Source organism: Thalassobacillus devorans MSP14, assembly GCF_000496835.1.
GTDB lineage: Bacteria > Bacillota > Bacilli > Bacillales > Halobacillaceae > Thalassobacillus > Thalassobacillus devorans_B.
Genome location: NZ_KI543236.1, coordinates 686,233 through 700,534, shown reverse-complemented (window position 1 = coordinate 700,534; position 14,302 = coordinate 686,233). Strand labels below are relative to the sequence as shown.

General features: G+C 43.4%; 14 protein-coding genes and 2 pseudogenes. 7 read left to right on the top strand and 9 right to left on the bottom strand.

Translation table 11 applies throughout. The features are described from left to right. Positions 1–15: 15 nt before the first annotated feature. From P855_RS22620 to P855_RS20455, 6 genes and pseudogenes are all read right to left on the bottom strand, one after another. Complete coding sequence (locus P855_RS22620; protein WP_268744487.1) at positions 16–696, bottom strand: YrrS family protein; 681 nt, start codon at positions 694–696, stop codon at positions 16–18. After that, positions 679–1,590 (bottom strand): annotated as a pseudogene (locus tag P855_RS22475) (LCP family protein); the annotation flags it as partial. The pseudogene P855_RS22475 and the gene P855_RS22620, both read right to left, overlap by 18 nt. Positions 1,591–1,635: 45 nt before the next feature. Further along, entirely contained in the window at positions 1,636–3,030 is a 1,395-nt protein-coding gene (locus P855_RS20465) for a glycosyltransferase family 2 protein (RefSeq protein WP_051353079.1), read from the bottom strand. Between the two features lie 455 nt (positions 3,031–3,485). Beyond that, positions 3,486–3,917, bottom strand: a pseudogene (locus P855_RS20460) (DUF2202 domain-containing protein); the annotation flags it as partial. Positions 3,918–4,045: 128 nt separating this feature from the next. Further along, a complete protein-coding gene (locus tag P855_RS0104365; protein WP_028782430.1) occupies positions 4,046–4,255 on the bottom strand; it encodes a hypothetical protein in 210 nt (69 codons plus the stop codon). 304 nt (positions 4,256–4,559) lie between these two features. Then, positions 4,560–5,975 (bottom strand): LysM peptidoglycan-binding domain-containing protein, encoded by a 1,416-nt coding sequence (locus P855_RS20455; RefSeq protein WP_037985628.1) that lies wholly within the window; start codon positions 5,973–5,975, stop codon positions 4,560–4,562. A 204-nt stretch (positions 5,976–6,179) separates the two neighbouring features. On the opposite strand from P855_RS20455, the gene P855_RS0104350 reads away from it, so the two are divergent. The 3 genes from P855_RS0104350 to P855_RS0104340 all read left to right on the top strand — a co-directional run bounded on the left by P855_RS0104350 (position 6,180) and on the right by P855_RS0104340 (position 8,227). Continuing rightward, complete coding sequence (locus P855_RS0104350; RefSeq protein WP_028782429.1) at positions 6,180–6,821, top strand: YczE/YyaS/YitT family protein; 642 nt, start codon at positions 6,180–6,182, stop codon at positions 6,819–6,821. Between the two features lie 100 nt (positions 6,822–6,921). Then, the gene (locus P855_RS0104345) at positions 6,922–7,176 is read left to right on the top strand and encodes a GlsB/YeaQ/YmgE family stress response membrane protein (RefSeq protein ID WP_028782428.1); all 255 of its coding nucleotides are present in this window, start codon (positions 6,922–6,924) and stop codon (positions 7,174–7,176) included. Positions 7,177–7,465: 289 nt separating this feature from the next. Next, positions 7,466–8,227: a helix-turn-helix domain-containing protein gene (locus P855_RS0104340; protein WP_028782427.1), complete on the top strand. Its 762-nt coding sequence runs from the start codon at positions 7,466–7,468 to the stop codon at positions 8,225–8,227. 110 nt (positions 8,228–8,337) lie between these two features. Here P855_RS0104340 and P855_RS0104335 read toward each other — a convergent pair whose 3' ends face one another. Further along, complete coding sequence (locus P855_RS0104335) at positions 8,338–8,583, bottom strand: stage VI sporulation protein F (protein WP_028782426.1); 246 nt, start codon at positions 8,581–8,583, stop codon at positions 8,338–8,340. A gap of 216 nt (positions 8,584–8,799) precedes the next feature. Here P855_RS0104335 and P855_RS21705 point away from each other — a divergent pair, with 216 nt between their 5' ends. Both P855_RS21705 and P855_RS0104320 read left to right on the top strand, forming a co-directional pair. Then, positions 8,800–8,916 carry a YjcZ family sporulation protein gene (locus P855_RS21705; RefSeq protein WP_084315614.1) on the top strand — a complete coding sequence of 39 codons (117 nt, stop codon included), beginning with the start codon at positions 8,800–8,802 and terminating at the stop codon, positions 8,914–8,916. A gap of 505 nt (positions 8,917–9,421) precedes the next feature. Next, positions 9,422–9,730: a hypothetical protein gene (locus P855_RS0104320; protein ID WP_028782425.1), complete on the top strand. Its 309-nt coding sequence runs from the start codon at positions 9,422–9,424 to the stop codon at positions 9,728–9,730. Positions 9,731–9,976: 246 nt separating this feature from the next. On the opposite strand, the gene P855_RS0104310 is transcribed toward P855_RS0104320, so the two are convergent. Both P855_RS0104310 and P855_RS0104305 read right to left on the bottom strand, forming a co-directional pair. After that, positions 9,977–10,774 (bottom strand): SurA N-terminal domain-containing protein, encoded by a 798-nt coding sequence (locus tag P855_RS0104310; protein WP_037985624.1) that lies wholly within the window; start codon positions 10,772–10,774, stop codon positions 9,977–9,979. A gap of 204 nt (positions 10,775–10,978) precedes the next feature. Continuing rightward, on the bottom strand, positions 10,979–11,827 hold the full coding sequence (locus P855_RS0104305) for a DUF2268 domain-containing protein (protein WP_028782423.1): 849 nt from the start codon (positions 11,825–11,827) through the stop codon (positions 10,979–10,981). Between the two features lie 206 nt (positions 11,828–12,033). Between P855_RS0104305 and P855_RS0104300 the strand changes: the two genes are divergently transcribed. After that, complete coding sequence (locus P855_RS0104300) at positions 12,034–12,930, top strand: DMT family transporter (protein ID WP_037985623.1); 897 nt, start codon at positions 12,034–12,036, stop codon at positions 12,928–12,930. 823 nt (positions 12,931–13,753) lie between these two features. Continuing rightward, positions 13,754–14,281 (top strand): YceI family protein, encoded by a 528-nt coding sequence (locus P855_RS0104290; RefSeq protein ID WP_028782420.1) that lies wholly within the window; start codon positions 13,754–13,756, stop codon positions 14,279–14,281. The last annotated feature ends 21 nt before the right edge of the window (positions 14,282–14,302 follow it).

The following is a 14,302-nucleotide window of genomic DNA, read 5'->3' as shown; positions in this document are numbered from 1 at the left end:
ATACATAGATACAGATCAACGGTTCTTCTGATCATTTTCATGGAGGACTTCCACCTTCACCGGTTTGTAGCCTGCACCGTCCACCCATGAAACGTAAACTCGGTAATTCTCTGTTTGTGCTTTATTGGTTACCGTAACAATGGCATCATCTGCGCCTTGGCCTTCCGCCCACCAGAGAATCATATCACTTTTGGCTAACCCTGCGCCTTTTGCGACAGCAGCCGTCATTTCTTCCCAGTCCAGTGTTCCTTTTTCAAACGTTATAATCGTGTGGTTTTCTTGCTGAGTAGGTACCACTGACCAATTTTTCGTAATTACTTCCGCAACATTCGGCTTGCTGCTGTCCTGTCTTGTTTCGTCTTTTGTATCTTCCTGGTCCGTTTGTGATCCAGGTTCATTTTCCTGATTTGTTTGTGAATCCGATTCATCTTCCTGAACCGCTGGTACCTCAGCGCTTTTTTCATCCGACTCCTTCGTATTTGTATCCTCTTCTATTTCACCAGTCTTATCTTCTTCCGGGTTAGGCTGATGTGCCTTTTTATCACTCTCTTTTGAGTTACCCTTCTCATCAGGCGCTTTTTCCGAAGTCTCTTTGTTATCTGTGTCGCTATCTTTCTTGCTTGATTCCGGCTTATCATCAGCCTGCTTATCATTTTCACCGGGTTCAGATTCAATCAGGTCCAGATGTGCCTTCAACTGGTTTGAGAGTCCCTTCAGTTTATCCTCATCCGGCATATAGTAGTAAGTGCCCTTTATTGTTTTATCTGATCCCTCTATTTTATGCTGCTTGATATTAGTCCGGGCGTCCCGATAATTGAGTTGAATCTGCCACATATCTTTTAGGCTCATATTCGTTTTTACATTGTTTTGAATCACTTTAGCGATTTCACCATAGTTGAAAATTGCTGAAGTCTGAGAACCTTTGTCGATTACCTTCTCTATCACCTGACGCTGACGTTCCTGCCGCCCAAAATCCCCTCGTGGATCCTGCTTTCTCATTCGGGCATAGATCAAAGCTTCTTTCCCGTTCAAATCTAGCAAACCTTTTGGAAAATACATTTTTTCATCCGTGAATTCAGAATCATAGGTATCGAATTCTAAACTATTACTCAATTTAATCCCACCCAGGGCATCCACAATACCTTCAAATCCTTTGAAGTTAACTTTGACAAAATAGTCAACTGGAACATCTAACAGCTTTTCAACCGAAGAAACAGTCATCGCTGTTCCACCCACCTGATAAGAGCTATTGATTTTGTCCTTTGCCCCACTTATTTTCATATACGTATCCCGGGGGATGCTGACCATATGCGTCGATTTTTCAGCCGGATTGATGGTCAACAGAACCATAGAATCCGCACGACCGCCTCCTTCACCGGCGCGTGTATCCATTCCCATTATGAGGATGGAAGTTGGATCTCCTTCCCCTAAATCTATATTATCCATGCGATTGGCAATCTTCGGATTCCTGTCGATATCTTCCTTGATACTGGCGGAGGTTGACGTTACAAAGTTGAAAGCATAACTGACCACCCCCAGGACCAAAACTGTCAATGCAGTTATTGTAAACAACAATATTTTTTTCCCCATTACACTTCACCTTCTAAAAACATTTTCTCTAGGATCAGCCAATTGTTAGGCTGCCGTTTTCGAGTCTTTCTGGTGATAACTTCTTCCTGTACGTGAAACCTTGTTCCATTTTTTATTGAAAAAATAGGAGATGCTGCCATACATGACAAAATAAACGGCTACAAATCGATAGATGAAAATATCAAACAAGATGGTCACAAACAAACGAAGACTGTCCATTTTGCTGAATGAAAATCCATAATGTTTATTCATCCGAAGTGCAACAAAGTCATAGATAATTCCAAATACAATCAGGAAAAACAGATAGAAAAACAGATAATCAATGAATGAATTTCCCGGGTTGTTGATTATATTGTAAGTCATGATACCTGTCATGACGTAAGCTGCCAGCGTCCCAATAAGGAATGTTTCAAATACATAGAAAAAGGAAACAGGCTTCGTAAACAACGTTTTTAAGAAAAATGCCCAAAAGTGAATGATGCAGTCGATATAGGCTTTCTGCCAACGCAGGCGTTGCTTGGTCAAGTCTTTCCACGTTTCAGGAAGCTCGGTGTAGCCGATAGCATCTGCTACGAAATTGATTTTCAGGTGTTTACGTCTGGCTATATACCTTTGGATACGCAAAGTGATATCAATATCTTCACCGATGGTATTCCGATAGCCGCCTACTTCAAGAAGTACTTGTTTATTAAAGATCCCGAACGCGCCTGATATGACGGCCAGCGCTTTGAAACGTACCAGTGATAACTTTGAAATATAAAATGCTTTCAGGAAATCAAGCACCTGTACACGTATCAGCATATTGGCATGCTTCAAAGATAGGCGACTTAAGGGTTGATCCGTTTTGGTCTGCAGGACATGTACCATTCCACCCGCGGCAACCACATTCTTATCCTCGAACGCCTTATTGACGGCGCCTAGTGCATTGCCTGTCAGCATTGTGTCAGCATCCAGCGTGACAACCAAGTCATTTGTGGAATACTCAATACCAGCATTCAGAGAGTCCGCTTTTCCGCCATTCACCTTGTCGATTACGTACATATTAGGATAGCGACGGGACTGATACACCTCTTTGATCTGCTCATGAGCAAGATTTCCTTCCACGGACAAACTGCAGGCTTCCAGGTCTAATAAATCATCCAAATGTTCCATGGTCGCATCTGTAGAACCATCATTGATGTAAAAGACATTGAACTTGGAATACGACAAAGATTTCATACTGTCGATCGAAGTTGCTATGATGTCCTGTTCGTTAAAACACGGGACTAAAATACTTATGCCCTTTTCCACATCGTAACCATTTGCACTCTTCCATCGTTTCAGTTCACGGTTTACATCGCTTCTTTCACCGGACTCCCGGAAAAACGGCAAGCAATGATAGATATGCAAAACCGGAAAAGTAACACTGATCAAGAAAAATAGGGTAATTAATATATCCAACTATGCCACTCCTTCATTAGACAACCATAGGAATAAATAAATTCATTTCCAATGAAAAACGTCCTCCATGAAAGGAGGACGCGGACTCATCATCTATAAAGGTTATCACAACCGGCACCCGAAAAAATACAGGCTTATTATCTAAATAAAACACCACTGCTTATGAGAAATCCTATGTACCAAGTGACATTCTTTTCCGATTTCCACCAAATATTGTGTGGATCATGTAACTACAAGACTATTCTGGAGCTATAGTCATAAAACACTGATTGAAGCTGGTATTTTTAAACATGGATTAAAATAGGCGTCATTATAAAAATAGTATTACATTTTAATTACTTCATTGGTTTAAAGCGGTTATATCTGTTAGTATAAAAATGAATGAAGGCAGCACCCTACCAGTGACCTCCCCCTTTTCCTGGTTAGCATGCTGCCTTTCTTTTTTTTGCCCGGATTTATTCATGAAGTCCCCGCGCCAGTCCCCTCTCAAATGCAGCCAGATGATTTAAAGAGGCATTACGTAAATTAGTGAATACCATCCTCACATCCTCAGGCAGCATATAGGAAAGGAATTTATTATACATTCCAATATTATCGATCTCCGCCTGGACTCCTTCTGCAAATGCTTGCTTTACCGTTGACGGGGTAGACACAAACATCTGGGAAATATCAGCCGGCACAGGAACCTGGTACCGTTGGAACAACGGAAGTAACGCTTCGATATGCCTCAATTCCGCCTGCTGAATATTCGCAAACGGACTCACATACCCAAAATTACTCAATATATCCCGGTATCTTGCTTGTGCCGAGTATTCGTCCTGAATCGCATAGGTCAACATTTGCGGCAGTGTCAGGGAAGTTGCATTCAGCGCTCCTTTTGCCCCATACTCCGCTGCGGTTTGTCGCACATCAAAAGGGTAAGAATCCTGATAACGATTCGTATACATCGCTCGCCCTCCTTATCGCTCACTTGTTATCGTATGGGCACGAGGCGGAAAGGGTGCTATACATATATCTACATAAAAAACAGATAGGAACTGCCTGCTAAAACCACCGAGCTTATGATAGCCTTCACCCGTACCTTTTTACCGCTGACACCTGCCTTCTTTTCTATGTAAAGCAAATATTTATTGGCTATAATGAACCCGAGCAAAGATAATCCGAACCCGACGGCGTCATCAGTCATAGTAAAATAACGGAAAATTCCTAATCCGATCAAAACCATTCCTATAGCTCCAAGTGTCAAACTAAAGTAAAGCTGTTTGTTTTGTTTAATGATAAAAATCCCTCACCTCATCTATTAAATTCTTCCGACAATATGGAATAAAGCTTCAAATCCTGAAAATTTCCTTTCCCAAGCATTCCTTTCCTCTGATTTCCTTTATTTTACCATTTTCTTTTTCTTCATTGGGGGTCCTCAACAAAAAAGGTAGATTTTTGTGAATATATCAAAAAAAAACGTACCAATCCTGAAGAGGAATTGGTACGCCATTACTATCACCTGGGCGTGGTGTTTTCTGACAGCTCTATTAAAAATACTTCCGGATTCTGAAATTATCACGTAATACTGGCCAGTTTTGCGGGAAGGTAATTCCCAGCACCCAATAACTGCCGCCGCGTAAGCGATATGCTTTGATCGTGTCATACTTTGCCTGCATGCTGCGGGCATCCTCGAACCAGACTTCGTGCTCCTGGCCGGTTCCATCGACATATCGGAAAAATGGAGATTGATAGGTTTCATCATACTGGATATCTACGCCATATCGCTGGGCCAGCCGGACTGCTTCCTTAGGACTCACCGTCCTAGCGAATGTTCCTTGTTCCCATGGAATTTTCCAGTCCCGGCCGTATAACGGGATGCCCATCAGAATTTTGTCCCTCGGAATTTCTGTCACAGCATAATCCAGCACATCCCGTACTTTGTTGATTGGAGCAATCGCCCAGGGTTCCCCGCCAGCCCAGCCCCATTCATAGGTCATGACTATAACAAAATCCAGGATTTCCCCATGGGCAGCATAATCATGTGCTTCATATAAAAGCCCCTTCTGATCCGCGCTTTCTTTCGGAGCAAGTGCCGTTGAAACCGTGTACCCTTCCGGCCGCAGCCTGGCCACAGCCCGCCTCAGAAAATCATTATAGTTTTCCCTGTCCTCGGGATAGACATATTCGAAGTCGACATTCAGACCGGTATAGCCTTTTGCTTCCATGGTAGTCAGAATATTGGTAAGCAGGGTTTCCTGCAATTCCGGACTCCGTAAAAGAGTTGCGGCTATATCCGAATCAAACGACCGATCCCTGAAATTGGTCAATACTAAGAGGGGAGCGACATTGGCAGCATCCGCCGCTTGCAGTACTCCCGTGTCGTTCATATCCGTAATCGAGCCATCTTCTTTGATCGAGTAAGTGAATGGCGACAGATAAGTGAAATTCCGTCCGAGGGCAAGAACCTCACGTCTTCCTTCCTCACTCATGTTGGTAATATAAGCATTGATTTCTGTTTCAGGCCTGGGCTCCCTTGGGATGTACAATATTTGCCCGACAGACAGCATGGATGGATTGGTGATGTTATTGATCTGAATGATCTGTTGCATCGAAGCACCAAACCTGCGGGAAATCGCCCATAAGGTATCCCCTGACTGAACAGTATAAGGAAAATAGGGAAGCACCAGCATATCCCCGACAAAAATCAATGCCGGATTGCTGATTTGGTTCACCTGGGCTAAATCCTGAACAGACACCCCGTAACGCTGTGCTATCGACCACAGTGTATCTCCCGCCTGCACGACATATTCCCGGCCCGGTTCAGGAATGACCAGCGCCTGCCCCGCTACGAGGACATCCGGGTTCTCTATCTGGTTGGCTAATACAATCTGATTCATATCGGAACGATACTGCCTGGCTATCGCCCATAACGTATCGCCGGATACCACTACATGAATTTGCATGCTTCCTTCACCCTCTCAGGTAGTCTCTATATACCATGCTATTCACAGGAACCCTGTCCTATTATGTATTTAAATGCTTCACTGCCTCCGTGAAAATTTTGGCATTAAAAATTTTCACGCACCTATTGACGTGAAAAATCACGGCTAATAAAATTGCCTGATAATAAAATAATCAATAATGATCAGAAAGACGAGGGTTCATAAATGCTTTATCGCATGACCGTATACATTCTTGGAATAGTTGTCAATTTTTTCGGTGTAGCCCTTTTGATAAAAGCTGCTTTAGGTGCAGGATTTTGGACGGCATTATTTGTCGGATTGGAAAATCACTTCGGTTTGACAGTAGGAATCTGGTATGGAAGCTTCCAGCTCGCCTTTATATTCCTGAATGGATGGCTGTCAAAACAAAAACCGGAATTCCGGGCGTTACTGCCGCTGGTGCTGGAAAGTCTGATCCTGGACTTCTGGCTGGAAGTCGTTTTCCACAATATGAGCCTGGCAGCAGCACCATTCCTTATCCAGCTCATTACCGTAATCACCAGTGTAGGCTTCATTGCCTTAGGCGTAGCTATCTATATTTTGCCACAGCTGCCACGGGCACCGGTCGATCAATTATTTTTAGTCATCGCTAAAAAATTCAGACTCAGTCTTTTGGTGAGTCAGACAGCGATAGCCGTCACCACGTCGACGGTTGCTTTTCTCATCGGTGGTCCCGTCGGGATCGGTACGTTGATGGGCACAGCCCTTACAGGTCCGCTCATCCAGTATTTTTATACCAGAGGTTACCCTTTGTATTATTTACTCCATCCCGGCTACCGCGAACGATTTGAACCTGTCATTCAATAAGGTACTGCCACCGAGGCAAGTCCTTCCGCGCTTAATGTTTTAAGTTTTATAATCTGGGATATAACCAAACTAGATTATAAAAAAGAGGAGGTTTACCATTATGGGTATTATACTATATTTAATCGTAGGTGGACTGATTGGCTGGCTCGCCGGTGCCATCATCGGCCGTGACATGCCACTTGGAATCATCGGCAATATCATTGCAGGTATCGTAGGTGCATGGATCGGAGGAGAGTTATTAGGTTCCTGGGGACCATCCTTAGCCGGAATTGCTATTGTACCTGCTCTGATTGGTGCCATCATTTTTGTCTTTATCATCAGTGCCATCATGAGAGGTTCACGAAAAAAACGATAATCCAGCCAAGCTCAAGGTATCATCACGCCTTGAGCTTTTGTTATCATCCCCAAGCATTCTGCCACCCCTGACTGACACCTTACATGACACCGCACTCACTGGCCTGACACCTTCTCCCCCAAGGGTTATGACCCAATATCAGCCACTGAAACATAGGCAAAACAAAGATTATTAACAAAAAAAGAATAGTAACATCGTACAGGATATGAATTTTTCCTCCATCACTATAACACCTGAAGTTTCTTTCATTCGATTATAAAGGCAAAAGCTTTGAATGGATGATGAGACGATGAAAATACAAGAGATCAGTAATCTGCAGTCTTTTTCGAATAAACAAACCATGGATTTGCGAGTACGGGCGTTTCTATTTCACCACAAAACAGAACTTTCTGCAGGCACTCTGGATGTCTTGAAATTTATCTGGCGCCATTCGGTCAAATATCCCGGTGTCTCTTTTGCAAAAAACGAAACGATTGAGAAAAAAACCGGACGCAGTCGCAGCACCGTCATCCGTGCGATCAATATATTGGTTGAAAAGGGACTTGTAAAACGCGTACCTGCTACCCGACCCAACGGCAAACGCGGTGTCAACATACTTGTCATCCTGCCGGAAGATGAAACGACCGCTCCATGGCTGGATAAAGAAGACCAACACCCTTCGGGAGAGAGTCAGCCGGAAGCAGACGAAGAAAAGTCTTCGCCTGAAGCAGTGCAAAAACCCGATTTCGATACAGATTACCTTCCTTCTTACATACCGAAAGCTTTTACTTCACTGACGAAAGCTTTTTTACCAATCGATGATATCTGTTCCGCCTGGAAAAGTGTCACCCATGCTTACCGTAAGTTCCAATTGAACTACCCAGTCGACCATTACATAACAGCGATCAATCGTACATTCAAGCAAAGCCTCTACGTACAGAAAAAAGGAATGATCAAGAAGACATTTCTCGGCTATTTTTATGGCGGGATCATGCAGACCTTCACCCAGGTGTATCGACAGGAAGTAATGGATGACCCGTCCAACTTATATTATGATTGGCTGCATGCGTAATGTGGCCATTGCTGATATAAAAAAATACCTGGACCAACAGACTGATCCAGGTTAATTCCATATAACCCCTGCACCTTCCAAAATGTCAGCATCTGATTTGTTAACAGGAGTTACCTTTTCTTCTTGATCATTTTTTCAATCGATGACAGATCTTTCGGTACTTTATCATTTAATATGGCTTTTACAATCATGTCTTCTTTACTTTTCGAAACTGGTTTATTTGCCAGCCTGGAAACTTTATTAATTACGTTTCGGATCGTTTTTTCGTCTTTGAAATTAGCACCTTGTAATGACTGGGCAAGCTTCATGACTTCGTCCATTTTCACACCGGTTTTCTTCTCGAAATTATTGAACAAGCCTATTACCTCCTTTGCCTTCAGAAAGATTCATACCTATCCTATGGCAGGCCATCTGGCTGGTAACGGCATATATCCCCATTTCGATGACAAGATTATTTTTTGGTATAAATGTCCTCTCCAATCCCTGCACACTTACATAAACTAATTAAGGGATAGGGGCTGCTATGCTTTCCCTTTCCAATTGAATAAAACTTACAGTTAGGAGGGTGAAATATGGGTTACGGATGCTACGGAGGTCTTGGTTATGGTGGTTCCCGTTATGGAGACACTTTCGTGTTGATCGTTGTCTTGTTTATCCTGCTTATCATTGTAGGAGCTGCCTGGTACTAAATCGATGATTAAAAATGACCCTGATGCCGATCACCTCCTCTCGGCACCAGGGGCTAATTTATGACGGCTCTATTATCAGCAGAGATGAAATCCCACATAAAAAAGAACCTGCACCCCTTATCACTGGGACAGGCCCTTCCATACGGTCACCCCGCCTGTTGCACGGCGTATGACCCGATCATTTTCTTTTACTTCTTTTAAGAAGAATAATGATAAAGATGATAAATAGTAGAGATACAACGCCTGCCATTAAAAGAACAGACTGAACAAACGGATCCCCCAGCATCTTGCCAGCACCTCCCGGATTCCACAACATTTCCCAGTCATTTTAACATGAATGCTCACGTCATTCAGGTATCCATTGAATCGCTTTCTCCAGTTGAAGAGGCACTTTCATTTTCATGATAGTACCTCAGCTAAACATAAAACATGTTGTTTTTACTATTTTCATAATGTTAAAGGTAATGTACAATAGTCAATACTACGATTGAAGGGGAGGATGTAAATGAAACGGTACATTGCCCTTTTACTCATGCCCCTTATCCTGAGTGCTTCCTTTACGGTCTCCCATGAAAATGTAACACAAATAATTGCGAGTGATCTTGAAGAAAGTATTACAGGGGACACATCTTTCTCGTCAGATGGTAGTAATGAGAAAAAAACCGCTGCATGGATGCTGTCAGCATTTTCTCTAATCATAATAGCGATTACAATTGCCAAAACAGCAACCAGCAATTTCATTGTAGAACGTTCGTTTCTTACGGCTGTTTTTTACCAGTCAAACAATGTAATCACTACTCCTTTGCTTACCTGATTACCATTTAAACAAAGGAGGGAAAGCTGATGATCTGGTTTCGATTCATAATGATAGGATTGTTTTCCTTAAGTGCTATATCTTTATTTTCATTTCAGGGAATTGAAATCTACCATGCATTTCTCGATTTTTTCAATAAAAATCAGTAAGAACCAAAGCGCAAGCGCGTTACTGGTAATGACGTTCGACTATAATTTCCTAGACAACTTAAAAACCAGGTCCTGTTCCGGACCTGGTTTTTCGTTATTAAATATGAACTTTCACGTCTGCATCTTTTCGCAGGCTCTTAATCAGCTTTTGGGCTTCCTGTGCTTCTTTTTCCTGTTTCATTTGCTGTTTAAGGGATGGTTTGACTTTCTCATAAGAAGGCATCTTACTTTGCCCGCCTGCCTTTTCCTGCTGCGCTTTGATCTGCTCATAGCGTTTTTTCAGTTCTTCCTCCGTAGGCTCGATGTCGCCTGCTTCAGCGGCAATCAGCTGCTCAACCTTCACTTGGGTTTCCAGCTGCGACATGACTTCTTTTTTACTCATGCCTTGTTTTTCTAATTGGGCAAGGAATTCTTCTTTTGACCCTGCTTTATTCCGCTTAGCCAGGTCTTCGAGAATTTTATCCTTCTTTTCCTGGGTAGCTTTGTAATCACGATTGTTCGCTTCCTGGATGAGAAGCTCCTGACCGATCAGGCTGTCGACCATTTGTTTCTTCAGCTTGTCCTGGTCAACCTCCTGACCGGACATCTGTGACTGCAAGGCAGCTTGTTGGAATTGACTCTTATAAGCTGTCTCAAATTCTTTTTTCTTAATTTTTTCCCCATTGACTTCTGCTACGACATCCGGTGTACCTTCCAGATCAGGCTCAGGCATTTTCGGCTGCTTGCCACTTTTGCTGCTGCCGTCTTTTTGTCCTTCACTTTGTTCACTGGACTGCTGTTCCTGCTGTGTATCTTTTTTCTCATTATCTTTTGCTGTTTCGTCACTGCTGCATGCACCCAAAGTTAAAAATGCTGCCAACAGTAAACCTGATAACCACTTTTTACGCAATGTCATTCTCCTTTTCAATGGATAGTTTCCGCTATTGTATCAAATACCAGCAGTCTGTAAACCCGGGAATTCCAAAGAAGAAGCCATTACGCTGGCTCCCTCACCCGGATGAACCCTGATCACAGAGGGATTATCACCAGCTTCGCAGGTACAGTAAACGAAAATGTGTAAAAAGTATGGAATTTACGGAAGCCCTTCAACAAGCAGGTGCTAATCTGTTGAAAAACCGGACCCGTCAATCAGCTCGTCAGCGCTTTTCTTCAATAATTCTCTTGTAGTAAGCCTTCCCTGTCGTTCCTGATACGAAGAAATAATCTGAAATCCGATCTGATAACCAATCCATCTTGGGAGCGGACCATTCCCTTTCCCATACAAAAATTTCTGATAGTTTTCCTGCCCTTCTACATGCAAGGAAGATTGCACATGCTTCTTCCATATTTCTTTTACTCTATGATCCCGATAATAACTGGTCCACGGCGCCAGCAGCTTTTCCCCGTACAATTCTTTCACCGCATGTTCTGCCAGCCCTTCCATGACAAGTACTTCTTTTAGGGGAAGTCTGCTTTCATCCAGCCCCACCTGGGAAAACCGGCATATATGATTATATTCATGCGCCAGTAAGGCCTTTATTTCTAGCAACGGAGTATCAGGCGCCAAAAATAAAAATAAGCACTCCCGGAAGCTTACCCCACTTTTTTTAATGGGCCTATTTTCAACAGGTAGATGTCCCCTTGCTACCGGATAGATATAGATCGGGGCCTCTGGACCATGCCATTTTTTCTTTAAACGCCGGTATTCTGCCTCGACAACCTGCCATACATTCCTTTTCTCCATTTCATGAACCGTCTGCTGGATATGCTTCCACTCGAACGGTTCGAACAATCCATGCTTCAGCAAAATGGCATGTAATGCTGCCGGGGGGATTTTGGATAACGTTTTTTGGACCGGTCTGCAAAGTGCTTCACACTGCTCATCATGAGGCGGCTTAAACAACAAGCTTTTCTTTTCACACATTTTTACAAAACCCTTTAACCACAGCTGTGTATCCTTTACTCCCAACGACCTCTCCCCCTTCTGCTTTCAGATTCACTCCAGTGATTTCGAACCTTTCAAGCCCTGCCGGCCAGCCGAAAACACAATGCGAAGTATTATACGAATCGTAGGACTTTTTTGTGCATCCTTCGGTTCCTTTCTATAGTGAACAACTGTGTTATAATTAGAAAATTAAAATAATTATGGAAGTTATAGAGAATGAGGGTGAGTATGTGAACAGAGTATGGTTTACCGTTTTGCTGGTGATCACGACCAGCCTGATGGGCTCCTCTTTTGCCGTTGGTAAAATTGGGCTCGATTTTGTATCCCCACTACTGCTGGTGGGATTACGGTTTACGATCGCAGGTCTACTGATGGCTCTGGTCGTATTTTTACTAAAACGAAAACACCCGAAACGTGTCAGGGAATGGTTCCAGATGCTATTGGTGGGTGTGTTTCAAACCGCAGGAGTGATGGGCGCTATCTTCCTCAGTCTTCGGACGATCACCGCTGGGGAATCATCGATTTTGACATTTACCAATCCCCTGCTGGTCGTACTGTTCGGCACGATTTTCATGGGGATGAAGTATCGATGGCTGCAATGGGGCGGGGTCTTCATCGGCTTCCTTGGAGTCTTCATCACCCTGGGTGCGAGTCTGGACATTAAACAGCCAGGCACACTGTTAGGAATGTTCAGTGCAGTCTCCTGGGCTATCGCGACATTATTGATGAAAAAATGGGGAAGTTCATTCGACACCTGGGTACTGACCGCCTACCAAATGCTTTTTGGCGGCCTGCTCCTGCTCCTGGGAAGTGGATTGTTTGAGCAAACAAAGTTCGTCATCACCCCGCTATCCATCTTTATCTTGATCTGGCTGGCAATCATGGCTTCCATCGTTCAATTTGCCATTTGGTTCTATCTTTTGAACAAAGAAGATCCAGGAAAAGTCAGTGCATTTTTGTTCCTTGCTCCTTTGTTTGGTGTCCTCTTTGGATGGCTGTTATTGAACGAACAGTTACATATATCTACTCTGGCAGGCGGAAGTCTGATATTGGCTGGCATCTATTTTGTCAATCGACCGGCCAGACACGGAAAAAGTCGTCTTGCTCCCGGTCCTTCTCAGCTTTGAATTGCCTAAAGCAGGCACCTTTTCCTTTGGTAGTTGATACTACTGAAAAGCTCCCTTTTATGGAAGACTCAGTTTCGAGATACATTATTTCCGTTACGATAGTAACGGTAGGAGGTCCGGGAAATCACTCGCTTTCCATGGGGGTACGGTGAGCTTCCTCGGGCTAAAGCCCTGCGGGATCTCACCATGTACTCTACTCCCATAGGAGTCTCGCAATTTCCCGGCCCTCCTTGCGTTTGTAAGACTAACAGAAACATCGATATGCGGAACCACCATCTTAACAGCTGAAAAGAGCTTATGTCCTGAATCATTGAGCTTTTCATGCAGAAAATGTGGAAGATATCTTCTCACAATGTAGGGTTCGTTCGTCAAAATATGGATAAGGTGGCGGGGAAACGGTGAGACTCCCGTGGGAGAAGGGGCTAGGCGAGACCCCACAGGTCGTGAAACGGCCGAGGAGGCTTGCCAGCCTCCCCACAGGAAAAAAACGAATGCGTAATCGCCTTGGGAGACACGACACGCATAAGCAGAACAGCAAAAGGGAAGTGTTCTTTCTTCCCGTTGATGGACTGCTTATGTCGAGAGTGTCTAGGCGATGAAGCTGGAAAGCGAATCGTTTCCCAGCCACCCTTTCCCCTGTCTCGGTAACGAACCCAAATTACTTTGAAACTGAGTCTTCCACAATTCGGCCATTTAATTGAAAAAAAAAGCAGTTATATCTTGGATTAGAATATTTTTTAATTATTAATCTTGACTTTGAGATATTTATGAGTTATCTTTAATTCAAGATAAATAACCAAACATTTTCAGGAGGAATTTTTTTATGACAACTTTAAAATTAGACAACGTGCACAGCAGCTTGAATTTTCAAATCAAACATATGATGGTTTCCAAGGCAAAAGGTGAATTTCAGGAATTCGATGTGAAGTTCGATGGAGACCTCGATGATCTGAGTAATGCAAAAGTGACAGTTACTATCCCGGTTACTTCCATCGATACCGGCAACGAAGACCGTGATGGCCACCTTCGCTCCGGCGACTTTTTCGAAGCAGAAAAATACCCGAATATGGTGTTTGAAAGTAAATCGATCAAAAAAGTTTCTGATGATGAATACGAAGTGACTGGTGACTTCACGATCAAAGACGTCACTCGTGAAGAAATATTCACTGTAGAATATAATGGCGTATCCAAAAGCCCGATGGATGGCAGCACCATCGCCGGCTTCGATGTAGCAGGCAAAGTCAACCGCGAAGCTTATGGCATGACATGGAACGCAGCAGTAGAAACAGGCGGCGTTCTGCTTGGTAAAGATGTAAAGTTCGAAGGCAACTTTGAGTTCGTTGTAGAATAAAAAAAGCAGATTCTATCACAG